Raw genomic sequence first — 23,567 nt, 5'->3', positions numbered from 1 at the left:
AGGATGAAACAATGATTCTTGCTTCTTTTCTGGATGCCATCACGGATCCTGCAACCCTCTTGATGACACTGCTGATGTTCTTCGGAGTCATGCTGATCATCATCATCCTGCTGCAGAAGGGTCGCGGCGGTGGACTGGCAGGAGCCTTCGGTGGTGCAGGCGGCCAGAGCGCCCTGGGTACTAAAGCCGGCGATGTCTTCACTAAAATCACCATTGTGATGGCAGTCATCTGGGTAATTCTTTCCGGTGTGTCAGGGATCGTCACCCGCGCCAGCTCTAACAGCAAATACAAAGGTGGCGCCGCTGTGACCCCGGAAGATCCAGAAATGGTCAATAACGACAAGACCGAAAAAGACGCAGAAGCCGCTACCGCTGAGGAAGATGCCAAGTCGGAATTCAATACCAACATTCCGGAAGCACCAGCTAAACCTGATGCGGAACCAAAGCCTGCTGCTGATAAAGCTGCCAAGCCCGCTGAGGAAGCAACCAAGTCAGAACCCAAAACGGATTCTGCCAAGCCTGCTGAAACCAAACCGGCCCCCGAGAAGAAACCGGAAACACCTGCTGAAACAGGAAAGCCTGCCACAGAGCCTAAGTCGGAATAGTTCTTCAGTGATCTGAAACTGTTTCCTGTAACCTCATTGATTCCTGTATTTCAGAAAAGAGTGCGTTGTGCTGCTGGGCATGACTGGTTTTGGAAGTTCGACCGCCGAAAATGACCGCCTGTCGGTCCAGGCTGAAATACGAACTGTCAATAATCGATACCTGAAAATTTCGACCCGCTACCCCGACTTCTATGCCAAGCTGGGCAGCCAGATCGAAAAACTGTTACGCAGTGCCATTACGCGAGGCACTGTGAATCTGACGTTGCGAATCGATCACCTGAACCGTAAAAGCGTCTATCTGCTCGACGATCAGGTAGTCCAGCAGTACTGGGAGCAGCTCAAAAAGCTGACAGAGGAATGCCATCTTCCCCTGCCAGACAGTCTCGACAGACTACTCACTCTGCCTGGCGCCGTAATCGATAATGATTCACGTACACACACTCCCGAATCGGACTGGCCCCTGATCGAAGAGGCCATCAAAGGGGCTCTTATCGAACTGACCGAGTTTCGTCAGAAAGAAGGTGAATCTGCCCAGGCAGACCTGCAGTCCAGCAACAAGACGATCGGCGAACAACTGGAAACGGTCAAACAGAAAGCGCCTCAGGTCGTCACCAGCTATCGCGACCGCCTGCATCAGCGATTGACCGATTTACTCAAAGATCAGGAAGTCGAACTGGATCCGGACAGCATGATCCGGGAAGTAAGCCTGTTTGCCGACCGCTGTGATATCAACGAAGAGATCAGCCGACTCACCTGCCACCTGGAGCAATTTGACACCATTCTGAACAGTGATACCTCGCAAGGGAAAAAACTCGAGTTTCTGGTTCAGGAAATGTTTCGCGAAATCAATACGATCGGCTCCAAAGCCAATGATGTGGAAATTTCACACGCTGTGATCGAGATGAAACTGGCCGTTGAAAAAATCAGAGAAAACGTCCAGAACGTAGAATAAAACCGGTATACTATTCTTCAGACCTGAAACCTTCAGAACAATCTCCTGAATCCCGGAGCCAGCAGACGTGTCCGCATCCTCTGACAATCTTCATCCAGATACACCGATCGTGGTCCTTTCCGGCCCCACAGCCAGTGGCAAAACCACGATCGTGAACCGGTTGATGCAGGAGTCTCCAGTCAAACTGATCAAGGCAATCTCCGCCACGACCCGCCCCCGCCGCAAAGGGGAAGTTGACGGCGAAGACTACTATTTCCTGACTCAGGAAGAGTTCGAAGAACGTCAGAAAAATGACGAATTCCTCGAATGTGAGCAGGTACATGGGTTGGGATACTGGTACGGAACGTTAAAATCAGAGGTAGCTCGCGCCGAACAGGAAGGGGGCTGGCCTTTTCTGGAAATCGATGTTCAGGGCACACTGAAGCTTAAAGAGCAGTTTCCGCAGACGATCACACTCTTTGTCAGAACCTCCTCCGATGAAGAATACGAAAAACGCATCCGGAGTCGAGGCACCGAGTCGGAAGAAGTCATCGAAAAACGGCTGGAGACCATCCGCAAGGAACTCGAACTGGCCGAACACTATAATCATGTCATTATCAATGACGAACTGGATCGAGCCGTTGCTGAAATCGGCACCATCCTGAAACAACGGGAGCAAGAACTTAATGCTGGAAGAATTTAAAGAAGAAGAAATCGTCAACAAAGTCGGCGGTCGTTTCAAACTGTCTTCATTGATTCAAAAACGGATTGTAGCCCTCAATCGGGGTGCACGTCCCCTGGTGGAAATGCAGACCAAGAACCACATGGAAATCGTGGTTAAAGAAATCATGGAAGATAAAATCTACCTCGACCAGTCAGGCGAAGTCGCTATCAACGATGATGGCAGCCCACTCGAAGAACTCGAGTACGACGACGCTGGCCCGACTCTCGAAGATCTGGTCTAATTCTTAGACCAGAACGATTCCTGACAGGATTCTAATCATGCAGGGGCGGGAAATTCTTATTGGTGTCTCGGGAGGGATCGCCGCTTACAAAACGGCCGATCTCACCAGTAAACTGGTCCAGAAAGGGGCCGCCGTCAGTGTTGTCATGACACAGGCGGCCCAGAAGTTTATTGGTCCCACCACGTTTGAAGCACTCACAGGACGCCCTGTTTACCAGGGCAGCTTTACGCCTCAGGAGCATTTTCAGGGCGAGCACATCGGTCTGGCCCGACGGGCCGAACTGTTTGTAATCGCCCCTGCGACTGCCAATGTCATCGCACAAATTGCGCATGGTTTCGCCGACGATCTGCTCTCCACTTTGACCCTCACCTGCACTGCCCCCATTCTGCTGGCCCCCGCGATGAATGCCGATATGTGGGCCAAGCCTTCCGTACAACGGAATTTAGCCCAGCTCCGAGAAGACGGAATCCAGATTGTCGACCCCGGCGAAGGCTGGCTGAGTTGTGGGATCGTCGGCAAAGGACGCATGGCAGAGCCCGCGGATATCTTAAAACAGATAGAGGAAATACTCGGCTGAGTTTGGTCAGCCAGGCCAGGCTGCAGCTCCCTGAATACGAACCATCTCCATGCGAATTCTCATCACAGCAGGTCCTACTCGCGAATATCTGGACGACGTCCGCTATCTTTCGAATGCCAGCAGCGGACAGATGGGATACGAACTGGCCCGGGCTGCCTTGGAGGCAGGTCATGAAGTCGCCCTGGTTTCAGGACCGGTCACCATCCCCGCACCCGAAGGCTGTGAGCTGTATCAGGTCGAGACAACCGATGAGATGTACTCCCAGTGCGAACAACTCTTCAAAGACTGTGATGGTGTGATCGGCACCGCCGCGGTCTGCGACTATCGTATCAAAGCCCGCAAACCCGGAAAAATCGCCAAAACCGGAGAAGCAATCACGCTGGAACTGGTAGAAACCATTGATGTTCTTGCTGAACTGGGGACTCAAAAAGGAGATCGCTGGGTGATGGGCTTTGCCCTGGAATCACAGGACGCCCGATTCAACGCGGTCCGTAAACTCTACAGCAAGAAATGTGATGCGATCGTCCTGAACGGCGTGAGCGCAATCGGCTCTACAGACAACTTTGTGGAAGTCATCGATCAAAGCCAGGAGACCGTCGCCACCTATTCCGGCCCCAAAGCGAGGGTCGCCCGCGAACTTATCGCCTGGATCCAGGCACACATCGCGCGAGGCTGATTCTCGTCTCCCTAACCCCTTCTCAAACGCATAACCGGTAAAACTGTCACAACCGGTTCAGGGTGACTCCACCACTTCCGCTGACTGCACTAACCCGAACAGGCTGCAGTACGGATGATGAAAAGAATCGACTCTTTGTTGACTTTTTCCGACACGCCCCCGGTTCGTGTGCTAGGTTTGAGTAGTTAAGGAAATCAACTTATAGCAGAATCCAATATTTGTGTTTGGTACGTCTCAGTGATCCTCTCATTGAGACACTAGTCGTGAAAATGTTCCCGTCTGTTGATGTTCTTGGGTTTAATCGCAGACGGGAATCATTTTTTCTTCTCCTGAATTCTCCCCACTACAAAAAGAAACGACTGATAATTCTGGCGCTCACTTTGCGCGCCGTTGATTCCCTTTTGGAACACCCTACTGAAGTTTTCAACATAGAATTGCGGGTTGATCAGAATGATCGACGTTCAACGGTTCAAAACAGATCTGATAGCGCTGGGGTTACTGGCGGCAACAGTCTTTCTCGGACTGAGCCTGTTCAGTTACGATCCCGCTGATCCCCCTGCGCAACTGGTCTACCCTGTCCGTGAAGTTGCACAAAATCTATGTGGTGCCACGGGAGCACATATCGCCCATCTGCTCCGCTCTGGCTTCGGTCTTGGTGCCTGGGGAATCTTTCTGGCTCTGGTCGTCGTTGATATGCGAATGTTCTCCCGCCAGGAGACATCGGGAGTTATGGTCGAACTGTTCGGTCTGGCTCTGATTCTCGTTTCACTCTGTATTGGTAGCCAGATCCTGCTTGGAACAAATAACGCTACGCCTCTCATTGGCAGTGGTGGTTATATCGGCGCACTCGGCTATTCACTTCTGAATGCCAAATTCTCTCTCGCGGGTTCTTTAATCCTGCTCGCATCCATGTTCGCAGCCGGTCTGTTACTGACCGCCGACACACTTCCCGTTCGTATCCTGTTTGCCTGCCTGGCATTCCCTTTCAAAGCTTTCAGCCGCGAATCATCTGAAGTCGATGAAAACGCCGAAGTAGCTGAAGAAGAAGAGGAAGAATACGAAGAGGAAGAGGAAATCGTCGCAGAAGACGAAGAAGAGTATGAGGAAGAAGAGGAACCAGCACCAGCTCCTAAAGCTAAGAAACTGAAAAAGCGGAAGCCGATCAAAGTCAATCCACCTGCCGGCCTGCGACTGACCCGTCAGACGCAACCGATCGAGCAAAAAAAAAACAGCTCGTATGAGCTGCCCGGGTTAGATCTGCTGGAAGAAGCAGAGAACTTTCCTTTCGAACTGCTGGCTAAAAAAGCAGAAGAAGCAGCCGAGATTCTGGAAAATACCTTCGCTGACTTCGGACTCGATATCCAGGTCTCTGAAATCGATACCGGACCGGTACTCACTCTGTTCGAACTGGATCTGAAACCTGGTTTGCGAGTTGCCAAAGTCACCGCACTGGCCAACGATCTGGCTGTCGCCCTGCGTGTACCTTCCGTGCGGGTTGTGCCTTCAATTCCCGGTAAAAATACCGTTGGTGTGGAAGTTCCGAATGACAAACAGGTCATGGTGCGTCTGCGTGAACTTATTGAATCCTGTGCGGATGATGCAGACAAAAACCGGATTCCGCTCTTCATGGGTAAAGACGTCAGCGGTCGTCCACTTACCGCAGACCTCGCCAAGTTGCCTCACCTGCTGATTGCAGGACGAACCGGTACTGGTAAGAGTGTCTGCCTTAACACATTGATTCTCTCACTGCTGATGACACGGACTCCCAACGAAGTCAAAATGCTGATGATCGACCCCAAAATGGTGGAACTCAGCGGTTATAAACGGATTCCTCACCTGATGCATCCGGTCATCACTGATATGAAAAAAGCAGAAGCCGTTCTGGCCTGGGCCGTCGACAAAATGGAAGAGCGTTATGATCTGCTCGCCCGTTGTGGCTCCCGGAACATCGAAAGCTTCAACAAGCTCGGTAAGGCAAGAGTACTGGAACTGGCTGACATCGATCCCGATTCAGAAGAAGCCCAGCAGATGCCCGAAAAAATGCCGTCGATCGTGATTGTGGCAGATGAAATTGCCGACATGATGATGACTTCTGGCAAAGATGTGGAAGCACACATTATCCGTCTGGCTCAGAAATCGCGTGCGGTCGGAATTCACCTGGTTCTCGCCACACAGAAACCAACGGTTGACGTCATCACCGGTCTGATCAAATCCAACCTGCCTGCCCGCGTTTCATTCCAGGTAGCCAGCCGTGGTGACAGCCGCGTGGTTCTGGATGAAAACGGTGCCGATGCCCTGCTCGGAAACGGGGACATGCTCTATCTGGCTCCGGGAACCAGTAAACTGACCCGTGCTCAGGGAGCCTACGTCAGCGATGAAGAAATCGAACGCGTGATCGACTTCTTCAGCGATATGGAACCCGAATACAGCCCCGAACTGGCTCAGATCACCTCTGCCAACTCCAAGAAGAACGGTGGCGGCGATTCGGACCGCAAGGAAGACAGCCTCTACAACGAAGCAGTCGAAGTCGTCATCCGCGAAGGTCGTGGTTCGGTTTCTCTGCTGCAGCGGGCTCTGGGAGTCGGCTATGGTCGGGGTGCCCGCCTGATCGACTACATGGCAGAAGACGGAATCGTGGGTGAGTATAACGGCTCCCAGGCACGTGAAGTCCTGTACACAATCGATGAGTGGGAAGCCATGAAATCCAGTGATTTCGACGATGGCTACGGCGAAGAAGAATACGAAGAAGAATTCGTCTAAGCCCTGCCCTCTTCTGCAGCTGATCTGAAAACAGGACTGAAACCAGGATTTCGTTTGACTCCTGCTCTCCCGCTGCTTATGATCTTCGCAGAGAAACTGTAAATTCAGTACTGTTTACCCAATTGGAAGGTCTTTTTGTCCATGTTGTCTGTCTCCAAAATTGTCTGCATTAGCAGCATTATTATTATTTGTGAGATTACAGACTCCCTATGACTTGAGGATCATTACCAATTTAACAGATTTTCATAACCTCAGGTCACAACCTGAGGTTTTTTTATTGGATTCACGAGGAGGCATCAAGGACTGTCATACAATCGCCAGAAGAGAGTAACAGAACAGTAGTTCGAACTTTTTTCCGGTACGGTGACAGCTCCTCGCAACCGCGTGCCTCCCCGAGTGAGTCCAGCGACGTTTTTTCATTTCAACAGAAAGAAAGCCCCTACGATGGCCCGAATTCAGATGTACGATACCACTTTGCGGGATGGCAGCCAGGGAGAAGGCGTGAACTTCTCATTGGAGGATAAGCTGCAGATTACCGCAAAGCTCGACGAAATGGGCTTCGACTACATCGAAGGGGGCTACCCCCTCTCCAACCCCAAGGATACCGAATATTTCCAGCGGGTTGCGGAAATGGACCTCAAGCACGCCAAAGTGACGGCGTTCGGCATGACCCGCCGCAAGGAAATTGAAGCCAAAGACGATGTCGGCATGCAGGCCCTGCGCGACTCCCAGGCCCCCGTGGTTACCATCGTAGGCAAAACCTGGGACCTGCACGTTACCGAAGTGCTCCGGGTCTCTCTCGAAGAGAACCTGGCGATGATCTCTGACTCTGTGGGATTCATCAAATCCTGCGGACGGGAAGTCATGTATGACGCAGAGCATTTCTTCGATGGTTTTCGTGCCAATCCCGGATACGCCTTGAAAACAATCAAGGCAGCCGCAGATGCCGGCGCTGATGTGATCATCCCTTGTGACACCAATGGCGGCAGTCTACCGGAAGTCATCACCAAATATGTCGACCTTGTCCGCTCAGAAATCGATGTACCGCTGGGCATCCACTGTCATAACGACTGCGATCTGGCTGTTGCCAATTCACTGGCCGCCATCGAACACGGCGTTGTGCAGGTTCAGGGAACAATCAACGGCCTGGGCGAACGTTGTGGCAATGCGGATCTGATCAGCGTGATTGCCAACCTGGTAACCAAGAAAGAGGGCTACTCGGTTCTGCTGGATAACAACCTGCATAATCTGACCGAGCTGTCCCGCTATGTCTACGAGCTGGCCAATATGAACTTTCGCTCGAGCCAGCCTTTTGTCGGCAGCAGTGCTTTTGCCCACAAAGGTGGCATGCACGTACACGCCGTAAATCGGCTCGCCCGCAGCTATGAGCATATCGAGCCAGAGGTTGTCGGGAATGAGCGGAAGGTACTCGTCAGTGAGCTTTCAGGGCGTTCGAACATCGTGGCCAAGACCACCAAGTTCCAACTCGACAACGATCCGGAACTGCTCACCCGGATCCTGGAAAAAGTCCAGGACCTGGAAAACGAAGGGTATCAGTTTGAAGCAGCGGAAGCCTCGTTTGACCTGCTGGTCAAGAAGGTCGCCGGTACTTTTAAACCACACTTTGAAAAGGTCCACTACCGCGTAAACGTCGAATCAGACAACTCCCACGAACCGCTGACCGAAGCGACCATCAAGTTGACTGTCAACGATCAGCAGGAGCATGTGGTCGGCGAAGGCGATGGTCCCGTGAACGCACTGGATACCGCCTTGCGGAAGGCCCTCTGCCCCTTCTACCCTGCCCTGGAGAAAATGCATCTGGTCGACTACAAGGTCCGCGTCATCAACTCAGCTGAAGGAACTGCCGCCAGTGTGCGTGTGGTCATCGAGAGTCGAGACGATCAGCATGTCTGGAGCAGTATCGGCGTCAGTGAGAATGTAATCGAGGCGAGCTGGCTCGCGCTGGCTGACAGTTTCGAATACAAGCTCTACAAAGACGAAGGAACTTTTTTGGATTAGAACGCGGAATCCTCGACCGTCACCAATGCCAGTCAAGCCGTTTTTTGCTATACCAGACGGTGGAAACTGGCTTGGTGGACGTTGTGACCTGCTGTCTTCCATGCCGTCTCTCTTTTTCGCATCTATCCTTAATCATAAGCCCAACCGGATCCCATGACCGAATCGCTTGAGAAACATTACAATCCTGAGAGTGCACAACAGAAATGGTACCCCTTCTGGGAGGAAAAAGGCTATTTCCATGCCGAGCCCAACCCGGAAAAAGAGCAGCATACCATTATGATTCCCCTGCCGAACGTGACCGGGGCTCTGCACATGGGACACGCGCTCAACGGTACGCTACAGGACCTGATCACCCGCTGGCGGCGGATGCAGGGCTACGAGGCACTCTGGATGCCCGGAACCGACCATGCCGGCATCGCCACCCAGGCAGTGGTCGAACGCCGGATGAAGGAAGAGGAAAACCTGACCCGCCATGACATCGGCCGAGACGCTCTCATCGAACGGATCTGGAAATGGAAAGACCAGTACGAAAAGCGGATCCTGAATCAGCTGCGCAAACTGGGTGCCAGCTGCGACTGGGAACGCACCCGCTTCACACTGGATGAAATGTGTTCCAAAGCTGTCAGACGCACATTTCTGAAGCTCTTTTCGGATGGGCTGATTTATCGCGGCAAGCGGCTCGTGAACTGGGACCCTTTCCTGCAAACAGCAGTAGCAGATGACGAAGTCTTTTCCGAAGACATCGACGGGAAATTCTGGACCTTTCAATACCCGGTGGTAGACAGCGACGAACGGATTTCGTTCTCCACCACACGTCCTGAAACCATGCTGGGAGACACGGCGGTCTGCGTGCATCCCTCCGATGAACGATATACGCACCTGGTTGGAAAGAAAGTCCGCATCCCTCTGAACGGACGTGAAATCCCCATCATCGCCGATGCACTTCTGGCAGATAAAGATCTGGGGACCGGTGCCGTAAAAGTCACACCGGCTCACGACCCGAACGACTATGCCTGCGGTCTGCGGAACGATCTGGAACAGATCAACATCCTCAATCCTGACGGCACAATGAACGAAGCCGCCGGTGAATACGAGGGCCTGGATCGCTATGAGGTCCGTAAAAAAGTTGTTGAAGACATGGACCAGCAGGGCTTCTTCATTGAAGTTGAAGACCGTAAGATTCCAGTCAAGCACAGCGATCGTTCCAAGACTCCAATTGAACCGTACCTCTCCGATCAGTGGTTCGTAAAAATGGATACACTGGCCCAGTCCGCCATTGATGCAGTCGACGATGGACGCGTCCGCTTCTTCCCCAGTCGCTATTCCAAAACGTATCTCGACTGGCTGAAAGAAAAACGGGACTGGTGTATCAGTCGCCAGCTCTGGTGGGGACATCGCATCCCGATCTGGTACTGTGAAACATGCACGGAAGAAGAGCTGAACCAGGCCTTCGGCGATCGTTATGATGTCAGCTTCCGCCGGGATGATGAAGATACCTGCTGGCTGATCTGCTCTGAAACTGATCTGAATGGTGACGAACTGGGTGCTGCCCATCAGCTGACACAGGACGATGACGTACTGGATACCTGGTTCAGCAGTGCCCTCTGGCCACACGCAACCCTGGGCTGGCCCGAAAAAAATCCTGACCTCGATTACTTCTATCCGGGCAGCGTACTGGTTACCAGCCGCGATATCATCACGCTCTGGGTAGCACGCATGGTACTCACCGGCCTGTATAACATGGGCGATATCCCATTCAAGCACGTCTGCATCCATCCAAAAATTCTCGATGGTTTCGGACAGACCATGTCCAAATCCAAAGGTAACGGCGTGGATCCGATGGATCTCATCGACAAATACGGCGTCGATGCCGTTCGGTTTACAATCTCCTCTTTCGCCGGGGAAACACAGGACGTCCGTCTGCCCGTCGGTTATGAGGATCCGGAGACCGGCGAAGTGGTACCGCAAACTCTGGAACACCAGACCGCCATCCCCGCAGGTGGCGAGAAGCCGCGAATCAAGTTCCCCAAGAGTGGTAAGTCGTATCAGTATACGAGCCCCTGGTTTGATCCCGATCCGGGCGAAAAAGTGGCGCGTATTGTCAGTGAACGCTTTGAATACGGCCGCAACTTCTGTAACAAGCTCTGGAATGCCTGCCGGTTCGCGATGCTGAACCTGGAAGGCTATACGCCCGGAGTGGTCGATGAAGACGACCTGACGATGGAAGATCGCTGGATCCTGAGCCGACTGTCGACCGTGGCTGAAGAAGTGACGACCGTTCTGGGACGCTACCAGTTCGATGTCGCGACGCGCGCCATTCGGGATTTCACCTGGAACGAATTCTGTGACTGGTACCTGGAAATGATCAAACCGCGACTGCGGGATGAAACTCTCAAACCGGTCGCTCAACGCGTGCTGGTGGGTGTACTGGACAATCTGCTGCGACTCCTGCAGCCATTTGTGCCCTTCGTTACAGAAGAGCTCTGGCAGCGTCTGAATGAAATTGCTCCCGAGAGGGGACTGTTCACACCAGAACCGGCTGTCGAGAGCGTCATGATAGCTGCCTGGCCCGAACCACCACAGAGCTGGCAGGATTCTCAGCTGGAAAAACGGTTTGAGCGTCTGCAGGAAATGATCGTTGCGGTCCGCAATATTCGGGCAGTTTACAAAATTTCCCCGGCCACTCCTCTGAAACTCTTCCTGCGTTGTGAAGCCGGGATTGCAGATGACATGCAGAACGTAGCCAGCCAGTTCGATAACCTGGCGAAAACACTGCTGGAATCAGCAGGAGCCGACGTGCAGCGACCGGGCGGTTCAGCGACATTCTCCCTCAATGAGGTGGATGGTTTCATTGCCTTGAAAGGCATTATCGATCTGGATGCGGAACTCGCCCGACTGCAAGCCGAAGCAGAAAAACTGCAAAAGCACATTGAAGGCAGCGAAAAGAAACTGGCCAACAAGAACTTTGTCGATCGCGCCCCTGCCGATGTTGTGGAAGGGGTTAAAGAAACGCTGGCCGGACTGCAGAAACAGTTACAGAGTGTCCAGGACTCCATTAATCAACTGAGCGAGCAGTAAGCCTGTATTTCAGGAACAGATACGGGGAGATTCTGTTTCCCCGTTCATTCCTGTTGTATAATGGACAAACTGAAAACAGGTATTCGGCTCCTTAATTTCATTCTTATTATGGTTGCTGGTCCTCTCTGCTGACGCGGGGCTGACCTCAGGAGGTTCTCTTGCTAGTTGAAATGGAGTTATCTCGCATCATTATCAGCGAGATCGGTGACCAGCAGGTGATCTACCTGCGTGAAGTCGAGGGAGACCGGGTCTTTCCGATTCTGATCGGTATTTTTGAGGCGACAACCATCGAGCGTCGTGTCAATAATGAGTTCAAGCCCCAGCGACCTTTGACGCATGATCTGCTCAAGAACACCATCGAATCACTGGGCGGTACTCTGAAAGACATCGTGATCACACACCTGGAAGATCATACCTACTATGCGGTACTCCGCGTCGAACAGGATGGTGAGTTGATTGAAATCGACAGTCGCCCCAGTGATGCGATTGCTTTGTCGATTCATTTCGAGCCTCACCTGCCAATCTACGTTCACGAATCGGTGCTCGAACAGACCGCCAAATAACACCAAGCATCACAAACGAAACAGGGGCCCCTCTGAACTGATTCTGAGAGGCCCCTGCTCTATTTTCAGGTCTTGATAACGGGTCAACTTTGACCTTAGTTACATTCTGCTACCAGCGGACCGGCCAGTTCATCCAGAATGATCAGACGACCGGGTTGAGTTGTCATGTACGTCGAAGGAATCCAGCTGGTCGGTTCATGACGCAGAGTCATCCAGACGCTCATGCCCTGCCACTGCATCCCACGCGAGAAGATTCCGTCGCAACCACCGATGATCTTGTCGGCGTTGAGGAAGCAGCCCGGACCAATGGTATTGGCGTAAGCAGGAACCAGGGTCGTGCGGCTCTTGAAGCTGGTTACGGCATTCTGCTCAATGGTCAGCGGATGCAGTTTAGCACCAATCCGGTGTGTCTGTGCTTTCCATTCTTCCTCTGAATTGAACTCACCCGCAAAGTGAGGTTCCCAGAATGCAATATGACAGACGCGACCAATTCCGAAAATCACACCCAGTTTTGCGCCGGCGGCTTTAAGCTCACCAATTTTTTCCGCATAAGTGGGCAGGACATCTGGCGTAGCGAAGTGACGCTGGTTTTCCGGAACAGTCAGTTCGCCTAAAGGACCGTAGAAGGCTTCTTTCATGGCATACTGGAATGCACCCGGATTATCTGGCGGAAGTGTATTTCCTTCAGCATCGCTCCATTCATCCATGTTGAATCCGTAAACATGATCGCAGGAAACGCCCCATTCTTTGAGGAAGTAAACAGCCCAACGATACATGCCCATCGGTCCCACGGGCAGAATCAATGCCAGCTTTTCGCCTGCATCACGCGACTGTTTGATCGTCAGAGCAATCTCATGCCCCATGATTGTATCGAAATCAGTAACACTGCCACACATGACGGGCTCAAACTTCTCGTGCCACCATGGTTGACGATCTGTAATTGTAGTCGGATCGGCACTCATGCACTGATCAATTTTGGTCAGATCCCAGCCGGCTGGAAAATAGCCTTCCATCATCGAACCGGCAATCGTACTCATTAAATCCATAATATTCCCCTTCTCAAAGCATATTCACAGATTTGTGAAACTGTTTAAATTGTCAAATATCGCTAATTTCTTACGATTGTTGCATAATTCGGCAGCTGGCGTGGATTCTAACACAGAAACACCGGGAAAACAGGAACCAACGGTCCCTGATTTCATAAACAGAAGAATAATTAAACAAGGGACTTCTGTTCGACAAACATCTTGAATTCTCTGACCGATATAGTTCTAATAGGAAGGCAGAGTTGACTGCTTTTACAAGTAATCAATCCCGCCTGCAAACTACCTCCCAGACAATCTCGAGGGCCAAAACACTCCCATAGATTGTCTTTTAACGATAACCGTTAACCTGCCTGATAGCACAACAGAGTTCAAGCTCTGCTGTCATTAACAGGAACTGTTTCAGCATAGATCCGCTCTACGAGTAATCCTGTGCCTGAGGTCTGTTCCTGCTACGGTTCACACAACCGGAGATACATAACAGATGAAAGTTCTGATTGCGCCCGCCTGCACAGCGATTGCCATGGTTGTCGGATGGCTGGTCTATGACAAATCCGTCAAAGATGTCCAGGTCCCGACCAAAACCATCATCCCCGAACCGATTGCAGTTCAGGTCACCCGCTCTACTACCAAAACCCTCGAAAAACGGATTAACCTCGTCGGTAACCTGGAGGCAGGTTCCCAGGTAGAAGTCCGGACGCGCTATAGTGGCTACATCAAGTCGATGCCCTTTGACGTCGGCGACCGGATCATGGAAGGCGATGTCATTCTGGAGTTGAATGATTCAGAGAACCGGGAACTGGTATCGAAGGCAGAAGCTGCTCTCAGTGTCGCCAAGGCACAGTTAAAAGCACAAATTACTTCTCAGGAACTCGCCCAGAAGGCCTATGACCGACTGCTGGTACTGCAGAAGTCAGGCGTCAGTACCCGTCAGCAGATGGAAGAAGCACAGGCCAGCCTGGCAATTCAGGAAGCGCAAACGGAACTGGAACAGGCACGCGTCGATCAGGCAGGAGCCGATCTGGAACAAAGTCGCCTGCGTTTGCAGGAAAACAAAATCATTGCTCCCACCAGTGGATTTCTTGCTGAAAGGCTGGTCGATATTGGCGACCTGGCCAAACCGGATGTCGCACTGATGAAAATCGTCAATCTGGATCACGTGCGCACTGTCGTGCATATCGTGGAGAAAGACTACGAGGATGTGAAAATCGGTCAGCAGGCGGCCATCACCGTCGATACGTTTCCCGACCAGACTTTTTCAGGTCATGTTAAACGGAAAGCGCCTGTAATGGATCCGCAGACCAGAACCGCAGCCGTTCACATCGAAATTCCCAATGCAGATTTCTCCTTGAAGCCGGGAATGCATGCCCGCGTGCAGATTGTCTTTGAACATCGCCCGGAAACCAAAGTACTGCCGATCGCCTCACTGACCCGCCGCAAGGATGGCCCGGGTTCTGCAGTCTTTATCATTGGAGGAAATCCCCCGATGACCCATCGCCGCAACATTGAAGTCGGTATCAATGATGGAGAAATGGTGGAAATTCTTTCTGGTATCAATGCAGAAGACCTCGTGATCACTCTGGGAAACCGCCTGGTAGATGAAGGTCAAACGGTGACACCAGTCGAAGTCCCCATGGATCAGATTCTTCAGGCCCCCCCTGCCCTGCCCGAGAAAACGAACCTGTAAGCCTATTATCAGCCAGCATGTGAGAAGGACCTCCTGCTTTTAACTGATCTATCCGGAAAAGCATCGTTATGTCCCTGACTCGACTGGCAGTTCACCGACCGATCTCAACCCTGATGGCCTCTCTCGTGCTGGTCATGTTGGGGTGTGTTTCGCTGTCGCAGCTGGCGGTCGACCTGATGCCGGACATTCAAAACCCCAGCATCAGCGTAATTACCATCTATGAAGGTGCGGGGCCCAACGAAGCGGAAACACTGATTACTCGACCGATCGAACAGACCCTGAGCTCGGTTTCCGGAATTGAGAACATTCTCAGCAGCAGCATGGAGGGCAGCAGCACGGTTCGCCTGCAATTCCAGTGGGGCACCGATCTGACCCTGGCAATCAACGAAGTCCGCGACGCGTTGAATAAGCTCCGCAACTCACTGCCGGAAGGGGCAGAGGATCCTTACATCAGACATTTTGACGTCGCTGACCGACCAATTATCTACCTCGGCCTGAACAGCGAACTTGACCCCATTACCCTCTCACAACTGACCGAAAACCAGATCATTCCGCAGTTCGAGCAGCTGGAAGGTGTGGCTCGCCTGCGAATGCGGGGTGGCATTGAACGCGAGATCCAGATTGATCTGGATCGCAGCAAGCTCGAATCACTCAACATGGGTGTGAATGAAGTCGTCAACGCCCTGAAGCAGGAAAACATTAATCAACCAGCGGGAAACTACGAAGAAGGTAACCTGAATTTACTCATCCGCAGCCAGGGCGAATTCACCAGCCTGGAGCAGATCGAAAATACGGTTGTCCGCGAACAATCCGGAGCAACAGTGCATGTCCGGGATATCGCCAATGTCGTTGATGGCGAAAAGGAGCGAACCGAGCTCACCCGTATGAATGGCAAACCGGGGATCCTGCTCTACGTTTATAAACAATCTGGTGCCAATACAATCAGCGTCAGTGATCTGGTACAGAAACAGCTCGAACGCGTCAACAAATCGATGCCCGACGTTCAACTGAGCATACGGGTCGACAACTCGGAATACATCCGGCAGTCAATCGCTAACATCCAGCAGGCGGCCTTGTATGGAATGGGACTGGCCTTCATAGTCCTGATTCTCTTCCTGCGCAGTTTCCGCAGCATGCTGGTGATTGGGGTCTGTATGCCCCTCTCGGTTCTGGCCACCTTCATTCTGATCTACTTCCAGGGCTTCACACTGAATATTATTTCGTTCGGTGGTCTGGCTCTCGGAGTAGGCATGCTGGTCGATAATTCCATCGTGGTGCTGGAAAGCATTTTCCGCAAACGGGAAGACGGTCTGGATGCCAAAACCGCCGCCATCGAAGGTACCGAGGAAGTCTCGGGGGCGATTATCGCCAGCACTATGACCACACTGATCATCTTCCTGCCCTTGATCTTCATCCAGGGGACCACCGGGATTCTGTTGCATCAACTGGCATGGGTTGTCGGTTTCTCACTGATCTGCTCTCTGTTTGCCAGCCTGACTCTGACTCCTGTCATGAGCGCCTACTGGATTCCGGATCAGACCCCGAAAACCCATTCCCGCTGGACCCGCCCCTGGTTTGCACTGATAGACGGGTTCCACAATCTGAACCATCGCATGCTTCTCTTACTGGAGCGGATCTATGAGCGGATATTAAAATTCAGCCTGAAACATGTAGTTCTGATCGGCTTTCTACTGCTGCTCTGCTTTACAACCACACTCGGCCTGATCCCGCGGATTAAAACCGAGTTTCTTCCCAAAACGGATGAAGCAGCCATCAATGTCTATTCCTCAATGGCGGCAGGAATCCAGCTGAAAAAACTCGATCAACAGTCACGGATTCTCGAACAGGCAACCATTGAATCGGTCCCGGAAGCGCTTGCCATTGCATCCTTTATCGGTGATAGCGCTGATGACGCAGACCGCTGGAACCGTACCACGCTCCGCATTAAACTCTCTCCGAGAACGGAGCGAAAACGAGGGATCGAAGAAATCCGCAAAGCCCTCGACGATGCCATCGGTCCAATCCCCGGCATGAAAGTGCAGGTCAAAGCGCAAACCGAAATGATGGTCATGCGTATGATTGGCCGTAGAGGGGGTGGCGACCTGGTCGTACAGGTTGCCGGTCACAACATGCAACTGGCTCAACAGATTGTGGAGCAGGTTGTCGGCGTCATGAAGTCGACTCCCGGATTGATCAATGTCGAAGCAGAAATTTCAGATCAGCGTCCCGAATTGACTGCTTCGATTGACCGTGAAAAAGCAGGCCTGTTAAAAATCAGCGTGCAGGACATCGCCCAGACCCTGGAAACCACCATCCGCGGAACGGAAGCTACGCTCTACCGTGAAGAAGGGGACGAATTCCCCGTCATGGTTCGACTCCGCGAGGAAGACCGCAACCAGATCGGCGACGTCCAGCAGGTCGGCGTCACGACGGCTGACGGTCGTACAATTCCGCTCAAGAATCTTCTTAAATTTGAATCCGATGATGCACCAGTAGTGATTGAACGGCACAACCAGCAGCGGGTGTTGCGAATTTTTGCTGACGTCGAAGGACGGGACCTGGGCAGCATCGTCCCGGAACTGGAAGATAATCTGAACGCGATTCAGATCCCATCTGGTTTCTCAGTCAGTGTCGCCGGGGACTGGGAAGAACAACAGAAAAGCTTTGATGCCCTGCAACAGGGGTTTGTCCTGGCGATTATCCTGATGTACATGATCATGGCTTCGCAGTACGAATCGCTCCGTGATCCATTTTATATTCTGTTCGCTGTCCCACTGGGTATGATCGGTGTCATCTGGGTTTTTGTTTTCACAGAAACGACTCTGAATGTGCAATCCTTCATCGGCATCGTCGTTCTCTCGGGGATCGTCGTCAATAATGCGATCGTTCTGGTGGATTACATTAACCAGTTGAAACGCCGGCATCCTGAAAAACCGACATCTGAGCTGATTCTTCAGGCAGCGACACGCCGCTTCCGGCCGATTCTCATGACCACACTGACCACCGTGCTGGCCATGATCCCGATTTCACTGGGCTGGGGTGAGGGAGGCGAACTGCAGGCCCCGATGGCACGAGTCGTTGTCGGAGGCTTGCTCGCAGGCACTCTAATTACCCTGCTGGCCATTCCGCTGATTTACCAGTCCTGCACTCCGGACGCGAAACAAACTGCGCGGCCAGCCACCGAGCCTGTTGCTGAACCGAAACTGAGCGGTCAAACGGTAAAATCTGTCTGAGAAATGCGTTAGATCGCAGTCTGACATAGCATCATTTCTGCCTGACTGTCTATAATACGCCTCAATTGAACAGTCGGGCCGAGAGCGTCCGTTCTCAATCTGCTCTCAGCAACCAGATCAACATCTGCCTCATCTCCTGTGGATCGTCATTCTAATGAAGATGAATCAAAAAACATCACCACTCACTCAACCAATTCCTTATAAAATCCTGTTTCCCTGGCTGCATCTGTTTCGCACCTTCCGACTGGCGGTTGATTTCCAGAAGATCCTGCTCGCAGTCGCCGGCCTGCTGATGCTTTCGCTGGGAAACTACCTGTTCAATAAACTTCCATTCGCACCAGAGGCACCCGCGTCAACAGGTGTGATTGCGGTTCAACACACAATCCAGTTTCCGCCTCCTTCATCAGGCGTGGTATCCGAATCTCTGACCTCTGAGCGATTGAGTGGACTATCGACTACTCCCTCGGGAGAACTCTTATCTCCTGCGACTCTGCTGGAACCGATGGGATTCTTTACCAGACCGGTGCTGACGCTGTTTGAAACAGGCGCCAGTTGGAGTGCCCTGGCCTATGCGACGACGCAGCTCTTATGGGCCGTTATTATCTGGGCCGTTTTTGGAGGGGCAATTACCCGCATTGCAGCGATCCAGTTTGCCCAGGACGACCATATCGGCTGTCGGGCCGCGTTGGGATTTTCACTGAAACGAATTTTGTCACTGGTTAGCGCCCCCCTGCTCCCCTTCGCTGGAATGGGCTTTTTCTGGGTGCTTTGCCTGCTGATCGGCCTGTTTGGCAACATCCCCGGTGCCGGCGGAGTGATCGTAAGCCTCCTCTGGGGACTTGCCTTCCTGTTTGCCTTTGTGCTGACCCTCATCCTGCTGGTGACACTGGCGGGCTGGCCGCTGATGATGACTACCATCAGCGTGGAAGACAGCGATGGTTTCGATGGCCTGAGCCGGATCTTCAGCTACCTGTTTGGACGGATCTGGTATTTTCTCTGGCTGACAGTCGTTGTGCTTTGTTACGGGGCTGTCTGTCTGTTTTTTGCTGCAGTTCTGCTGCAGGTGATGTCGTACCTGGCTTTCTGGGGAGTCAGCTGGGGCATGGGCAGCGAACAGGCTCAAAACCTCTTTCAGCAGGATCAGCCGACTCTGGCTGCAACGATATCCATTGGCTGGGGCTCTATCCTGAATCTGCTGTTCTCAGGCTTCGTTATCAGCTTCTTCTGGTCTGCCAGTACCATCGTCTACTTCCTGCTCCGCAAGTGTGACGATGGAACGCCGCTGGATCACGTCTATGTGGCAGATGAAGACCAGGAAGAGACAGACGAGCTTCCACTGGCTGGCGTCGCGAAATCAGGCGAACCCATCATTGAACGTCCTGTGGAACCCGAAGAGTCTCCTACTGACGAAAACCAGACACCGTCAGAATAAGGATTCCTGAACAAAGCGTGACGCTGATTAAGCCAGCGGGCAAAATTGAGAGTACTTAAGGTCTGGCTGTTACCAGCGGAACAGACCAGTTCCCCAGGCCAGGCCGGCACCAAAACCGCTCAGGAGAATTGTATCTCCCCGGTTAATGCGGCCCGCATTGAAGGCTTCATCCAGAACAATGGGAATTGAACCGCCGGAGGTGTTACCATAGCGATCAAGGTTATTGTAGACCTTTTCACGGGGAATCCCCAGCTGATCGCAGGCGGAATCAATAATGCGGATGTTGGCCTGATGCATTAAAAACAGATCAACATCGTGCACGCTCATACCGGTTTTAGTCAGCATCAGATCGATGGAATCAGCAACAGTACGAACAGCCCATTTAAAGACGCTCCGGCCGTCCATATTCAGGAAATGCCGTCCTTCCTGAATGTCTTCCGCGGTAGCTGGATTACGGGTTCCCCCTGCAGGACGATCCAGCAGCGAACAGCCACTGCCATCTGATCCGGTCTGATAACAGGTCAAACCCTGATGCGGATCACCTTTGGCCAGGAGCACAGCTCCAGCACCATCACCGAACAGAGGAGCGACCCTGCGGTCTTCCGGATTGACAATCCGGCTGTTGCAGTCACCACCGATGACCAGAGCCAGTTTGCTGTTACCGGTCGCGACGTACTGAGCTGCAGTCACCAGTGCATACATGAATCCAGCACAGGCAGCCTGCAGATCAATGGCAGGTGCATCCAGTCCGAGACGGTCCTGCACCAGGCAGGCGACGGAGGGACACTGAAAATCAGGAGTAAACGTTCCCACGATCAACAGGTCGATGTCTTCCGGGTTCACGCGGGCAGCACGAATTGCCTTTTGTGCCGCTTCATAGCAGAGATCGCTGGTTGCAATTCCCTCAGGAGCATGTCGACGCTCCAGAATTCCCGTTCGCTGTTCAATCCATTCCGGGTCAAAACCATACCGTTTCTGCAGGTCCTGATTCGTTACCACATTGTCGGGTACGTAAGAACCACTGGAAACAATCTGGACCCCCAACAATGAATTAGTTCGTTGACTAATCACCTGGCGACCACGCTTGCTCTCTATTTTTTTATTCTCAGGTGCCAGACTTATCTGCTGGTCTAATAACCCGGACGCGTCTAGAACTGATTCCAGATCGTTTGAGTTTACCTGATTTTTTGTTTGAACTTTTAAAGACATCTTGTGCATGTTCCTGACATCCTTATTCAGTCTCTGTCAAACTCGCAACGCGGGCAGAGTTCGAACTCCATTCAACACGCGTCCTGTCGTGATGCAGCACAATTTCCATTTAGAACAGAATCTATTGAAAACCAGATTCTGAGACAAATGCAGATGCACTAACTGATTACCAAAACGCTTACGCCAAAGTAACCAATGAGTTGTCATGATTGGGTGCAAGCCAGGCAACAACTCCTGTCTCACTTCATAGTCAGCAACATAGCAGACCACAATCGCTGACCGTTGACCGCAAAGTATAGCGATTCATAAAATTGGAAACTAGCGAAATTTAGAAAAATCCAGCTAAGCTATAATATAGGCAAAATTCCGTGCCCTGAAAATAAATATAAACCCCTATTTTACCACATTTTGCTCTTATTTCTCTGGCCGGATGAACGTATCTGCTGGCCATGACAGCACCTGGGAAATTCGGCAGAAATCAGGCCACATCTTCACTGGCGGTACAACCGGTGATCTGATAGTGCAGCAGGCCCTCAAACTCCTCATCCAGATCCGAGGTACGTTTGACTTCAATGCTCACCCCGTACGCTCGCTTTTCCAGAACCCGGGTTCGCGTCCCTGTTGCGTTTTCCACCTCACAGCTGATCGATAATACGCCTTCCAGAGGAGGATTCAGGCTCACATGCACCACCTGCAACCGCTGATTTCTCGCAAAACGGACCTGCATCCCTCCCTCAACCGTTTCCCCACCTGCTTTATCAATTGAACGATTCATCCACTGGGAACAGTTTTCACCATCTAAACGCGTTTCAGAGAGGTCACCTGCACTCTCTCCCCGCTCCAGCAATGCTGCAAACAACGCTTCGTTATCCCCTGCAGATTCCATCACCGGGCTTTCCAGCAAAGCGACATCTGCATCAGGTGATTCTTCTTCTGGAAATGGAAGTAGATCAGACTCCTGCCAATGAACTGCTTCTCGATTGAGCCACTCCAGAACGCCGGCGAAAGCCATGAAATAGGTCAGCGAAAAGAAATATATGCCGGGCAACGACAGTCCCGCAGACGGGTGCACCGCCAGCATCCCGATCAACACAGGTAAGACCAGTGCCAGCGTGAGCAAGTGCTTGCGATCCTCAAGCTGAAGAATGAGGCGTTTCCGATGCAGACTGAATAACACCAGTGCAACGGAAGCGGATAGCAGGCCGCCTGTGACCAGCAAAGGCACAAAACTCGCTTCGATCTGCAACCAGCCAGTGATGCGCAGCACCACCAGCCCGACGGCAATCAGCAGATTTCCCCCGAGAAACAAAAAAGGGAAAAGCCACCTCTGTTGAGATGACTTCCCCCCTGTGGATCGTTCCCTGATCTGAGTAATACTCGGATTTGAAGTATTCATGACGAGCGTTCTCCATAAGGCTCGGCGTTGCTGATTTCAGAAAATCAATGATCCTCTGAATATCAGGAAATGGCAAATTGAGGCTCGGGAACTTCATTTCCCAGGCCAGCAGCGTCTCTCAGTTCAGCAGCTTTGTCGGTTGCTTCCCACGTAAAATCGGGATCGTTCCGACCAAAATGTCCGCCCCAGGTAGTCTTTCTGAAAATGGGACGACGCAGCTGCAGGTGTTCGATGATCCCCTGCGGATTCAGTGGGAACAGCTCACGAACCAGTTCAGAAATCTTCTCTTCCGGAATAACGGAAGTGCCCTTGGTGTCCACAAACACGCTGGTCGGCTCGACTACACCAATCGCATAGGAAAGCTGAACTTCACACTCTGTAGCCAGACCTGAGGCAACGATGTTCTTGGCAATGTAACGAGCCATGTATGCTGCGGAGCGGTCTACTTTGGTAGAGTCTTTGCCACTGAAAGCACCGCCGCCATGACGGCCCCAGCCACCGTAGGTATCGACAATAATCTTACGTCCAGTCAAACCAGCGTCACCGTGAGGTCCGCCGATCACAAACCGCCCGGTCGGATTGATATGATATTTGGTATCATCACTCAAAAAGTCGGCAGGAATGACATCCTTGATGACCTTCTCGATGATAAATTCACGAATCTCAGCCTGAGTAACATCATCAGTGTGCTGGGTTGAAACAACAACCGCGGAAACACCGACAGGCTTGCCGTCTTCGTATTCGACAGTGACCTGGCTTTTGCTGTCCGGCAGCAGCCAGTTCACTTCGCCGTTCTGACGGATTTCAGTCAGTTTATTCAGAATGCGGTGCGACAGAGCAATTGGTACCGGCATGTACTCTTCCGTCTGATTGCAGGCATAACCGAACATCAGCCCCTGGTCGCCAGCCCCTTCGGCGTCGACGCCCTGGGCAATATCTGCACTCTGCTGATGCAATTTCACCAGCACTTCGCAGGTATCTGCGTTGAAACCGATGTCTTCGCTGGTGTAACCGATGTCGCGAATGACATCGCGGGCAATTTTCTCGTAATCGACGTTGGCGTTGCTGGTGATTTCACCGGCAAGCAGAACGAAGTCTGTGGTACACAGAGTTTCACAAGCGACGCGTGAGTAAGGATCTTCAGCAAGCAGTGCATCCAGAATGCCATCGGAAACCTGGTCAGAGACTTTGTCAGGATGTCCCATACTGACAGATTCACTTGTGAACGAAAATTTAGCCATGCGTCACTCCACCCTTAAATTGCATTGTACCTGGTCAGGAAATGGATCAAGCTCTCTGAGGCTGATCTAAGCATCTCTCGAGCCACTGTAAAGAGATTTCATCCCACGTCAGCTGAGCGCGAGCGGCGGGCGCTGACGTATTTCTGAGACTG

General features: G+C 52.2%; 17 protein-coding genes. 13 read left to right on the top strand and 4 right to left on the bottom strand.

The window, feature by feature from the left end; all coding sequences use genetic code 11:
• The first annotated feature begins 11 nt into the window (after window positions 1-11).
• The 10 genes from secG (at window position 12) to HG66A1_RS10330 (ending at window position 12,174) form a co-directional block, all read left to right on the top strand.
• Window positions 12-605: a preprotein translocase subunit SecG gene (gene secG, locus HG66A1_RS10375; protein WP_145183051.1), complete on the top strand. Its 594-nt coding sequence runs from the start codon at window positions 12-14 to the stop codon at window positions 603-605.
• A gap of 67 nt (window positions 606-672) precedes the next feature.
• Window positions 673-1,557 (top strand): YicC/YloC family endoribonuclease, encoded by an 885-nt coding sequence (locus HG66A1_RS10370; RefSeq protein ID WP_145183048.1) that lies wholly within the window; start codon window positions 673-675, stop codon window positions 1,555-1,557.
• Window positions 1,558-1,624: 67 nt separating this feature from the next.
• Window positions 1,625-2,239, top strand: a complete 615-nt coding sequence (gmk, locus tag HG66A1_RS10365) for a guanylate kinase (protein ID WP_145039304.1) — start codon at window positions 1,625-1,627, stop codon at window positions 2,237-2,239.
• Complete coding sequence (locus HG66A1_RS10360; protein WP_145039302.1) at window positions 2,223-2,501, top strand: DNA-directed RNA polymerase subunit omega; 279 nt, start codon at window positions 2,223-2,225, stop codon at window positions 2,499-2,501. Before gmk ends, HG66A1_RS10360 begins: the two co-directional genes overlap by 17 nt.
• Before the next feature lie 37 nt (window positions 2,502-2,538).
• Window positions 2,539-3,078 (top strand): bifunctional phosphopantothenoylcysteine decarboxylase/phosphopantothenate--cysteine ligase CoaBC, encoded by a 540-nt coding sequence (coaBC, locus tag HG66A1_RS10355; protein ID WP_145183044.1) that lies wholly within the window; start codon window positions 2,539-2,541, stop codon window positions 3,076-3,078.
• A 49-nt stretch (window positions 3,079-3,127) separates the two neighbouring features.
• Entirely contained in the window at window positions 3,128-3,754 is a 627-nt protein-coding gene (locus tag HG66A1_RS10350) for a phosphopantothenoylcysteine decarboxylase (RefSeq protein ID WP_145183041.1), read from the top strand.
• Window positions 3,755-4,204: 450 nt separating this feature from the next.
• Window positions 4,205-6,514, top strand: a complete 2,310-nt coding sequence (locus tag HG66A1_RS10345) for a DNA translocase FtsK (protein WP_145183038.1) — start codon at window positions 4,205-4,207, stop codon at window positions 6,512-6,514.
• Between the two features lie 444 nt (window positions 6,515-6,958).
• Complete coding sequence (gene cimA, locus HG66A1_RS10340; RefSeq protein ID WP_145183035.1) at window positions 6,959-8,533, top strand: citramalate synthase; 1,575 nt, start codon at window positions 6,959-6,961, stop codon at window positions 8,531-8,533.
• A 153-nt stretch (window positions 8,534-8,686) separates the two neighbouring features.
• On the top strand, window positions 8,687-11,611 hold the full coding sequence (locus tag HG66A1_RS10335) for a valine--tRNA ligase (RefSeq protein WP_145183032.1): 2,925 nt from the start codon (window positions 8,687-8,689) through the stop codon (window positions 11,609-11,611).
• A gap of 158 nt (window positions 11,612-11,769) precedes the next feature.
• A complete protein-coding gene (locus tag HG66A1_RS10330) occupies window positions 11,770-12,174 on the top strand; it encodes a bifunctional nuclease family protein (protein WP_145039289.1) in 405 nt (134 codons plus the stop codon).
• Between the two features lie 95 nt (window positions 12,175-12,269).
• Here the strand turns inward: HG66A1_RS10330 and HG66A1_RS10325 are convergent, their stop codons facing one another.
• On the bottom strand, window positions 12,270-13,220 hold the full coding sequence (locus HG66A1_RS10325; protein WP_145039287.1) for a glucosamine-6-phosphate isomerase: 951 nt from the start codon (window positions 13,218-13,220) through the stop codon (window positions 12,270-12,272).
• Window positions 13,221-13,701: 481 nt separating this feature from the next.
• Here HG66A1_RS10325 and HG66A1_RS10320 point away from each other — a divergent pair, with 481 nt between their 5' ends.
• The 3 genes from HG66A1_RS10320 (at window position 13,702) to HG66A1_RS10310 (ending at window position 19,569) form a co-directional block, all read left to right on the top strand.
• A complete protein-coding gene (locus tag HG66A1_RS10320; RefSeq protein WP_145183029.1) occupies window positions 13,702-14,904 on the top strand; it encodes an efflux RND transporter periplasmic adaptor subunit in 1,203 nt (400 codons plus the stop codon).
• A gap of 68 nt (window positions 14,905-14,972) precedes the next feature.
• Window positions 14,973-18,137 carry an efflux RND transporter permease subunit gene (locus HG66A1_RS10315; RefSeq protein ID WP_145183026.1) on the top strand — a complete coding sequence of 1,055 codons (3,165 nt, stop codon included), beginning with the start codon at window positions 14,973-14,975 and terminating at the stop codon, window positions 18,135-18,137.
• 154 nt (window positions 18,138-18,291) lie between these two features.
• Window positions 18,292-19,569: a hypothetical protein gene (locus tag HG66A1_RS10310; protein WP_145183023.1), complete on the top strand. Its 1,278-nt coding sequence runs from the start codon at window positions 18,292-18,294 to the stop codon at window positions 19,567-19,569.
• A gap of 69 nt (window positions 19,570-19,638) precedes the next feature.
• Here the strand turns inward: HG66A1_RS10310 and HG66A1_RS10305 are convergent, their stop codons facing one another.
• The 3 genes from HG66A1_RS10305 to metK all read right to left on the bottom strand — a co-directional run bounded on the left by HG66A1_RS10305 (window position 19,639) and on the right by metK (window position 23,415).
• A complete protein-coding gene (locus HG66A1_RS10305) occupies window positions 19,639-20,778 on the bottom strand; it encodes a 3-oxoacyl-ACP synthase III family protein (protein WP_197997085.1) in 1,140 nt (379 codons plus the stop codon).
• Between the two features lie 478 nt (window positions 20,779-21,256).
• Window positions 21,257-22,174: a hypothetical protein gene (locus HG66A1_RS10300; protein WP_145183020.1), complete on the bottom strand. Its 918-nt coding sequence runs from the start codon at window positions 22,172-22,174 to the stop codon at window positions 21,257-21,259.
• A gap of 62 nt (window positions 22,175-22,236) precedes the next feature.
• Complete coding sequence (gene metK, locus HG66A1_RS10295; protein WP_145183017.1) at window positions 22,237-23,415, bottom strand: methionine adenosyltransferase; 1,179 nt, start codon at window positions 23,413-23,415, stop codon at window positions 22,237-22,239.
• Between the last annotated feature and the right edge of the window lie 152 nt (window positions 23,416-23,567).

It is taken from the genome of Gimesia chilikensis (genome assembly GCF_007744075.1).
GTDB classification, from domain to species: Bacteria; Planctomycetota; Planctomycetia; order Planctomycetales; family Planctomycetaceae; genus Gimesia; species Gimesia chilikensis_A.
The sequence above is the reverse complement of the archived record's forward strand: the minus strand, read 5'-3'. Positions and strand labels throughout refer to the sequence as shown.

What these genes read in the sequence shown, in the direction of transcription:
- cimA (WP_145183035.1), top strand. Translation starts at nt 6,959, where the DNA reads ATGGCCCGAATTCAGATGTACGATACCACTTTGCGGGATGGCAGCCAG.
- HG66A1_RS10350 (WP_145183041.1), top strand. Translation starts at nt 3,128, where the DNA reads ATGCGAATTCTCATCACAGCAGGTCCTACTCGCGAATATCTGGACGAC.
- metK (WP_145183017.1), bottom strand. Translation starts at nt 23,415, where the DNA reads ATGGCTAAATTTTCGTTCACAAGTGAATCTGTCAGTATGGGACATCCT.
- HG66A1_RS10300 (WP_145183020.1), bottom strand. Translation starts at nt 22,174, where the DNA reads ATGAATACTTCAAATCCGAGTATTACTCAGATCAGGGAACGATCCACA.
- HG66A1_RS10325 (WP_145039287.1), bottom strand. Translation starts at nt 13,220, where the DNA reads ATGGATTTAATGAGTACGATTGCCGGTTCGATGATGGAAGGCTATTTT.
- HG66A1_RS10335 (WP_145183032.1), top strand. Translation starts at nt 8,687, where the DNA reads ATGACCGAATCGCTTGAGAAACATTACAATCCTGAGAGTGCACAACAG.
- coaBC (WP_145183044.1), top strand. Translation starts at nt 2,539, where the DNA reads ATGCAGGGGCGGGAAATTCTTATTGGTGTCTCGGGAGGGATCGCCGCT.
- HG66A1_RS10345 (WP_145183038.1), top strand. Translation starts at nt 4,205, where the DNA reads ATGATCGACGTTCAACGGTTCAAAACAGATCTGATAGCGCTGGGGTTA.
- HG66A1_RS10360 (WP_145039302.1), top strand. Translation starts at nt 2,223, where the DNA reads ATGCTGGAAGAATTTAAAGAAGAAGAAATCGTCAACAAAGTCGGCGGT.
- HG66A1_RS10305 (WP_197997085.1), bottom strand. Translation starts at nt 20,778, where the DNA reads ATGTCTTTAAAAGTTCAAACAAAAAATCAGGTAAACTCAAACGATCTG.
- HG66A1_RS10310 (WP_145183023.1), top strand. Translation starts at nt 18,292, where the DNA reads ATGAAGATGAATCAAAAAACATCACCACTCACTCAACCAATTCCTTAT.
- secG (WP_145183051.1), top strand. Translation starts at nt 12, where the DNA reads ATGATTCTTGCTTCTTTTCTGGATGCCATCACGGATCCTGCAACCCTC.
- HG66A1_RS10320 (WP_145183029.1), top strand. Translation starts at nt 13,702, where the DNA reads ATGAAAGTTCTGATTGCGCCCGCCTGCACAGCGATTGCCATGGTTGTC.
- HG66A1_RS10315 (WP_145183026.1), top strand. Translation starts at nt 14,973, where the DNA reads ATGTCCCTGACTCGACTGGCAGTTCACCGACCGATCTCAACCCTGATG.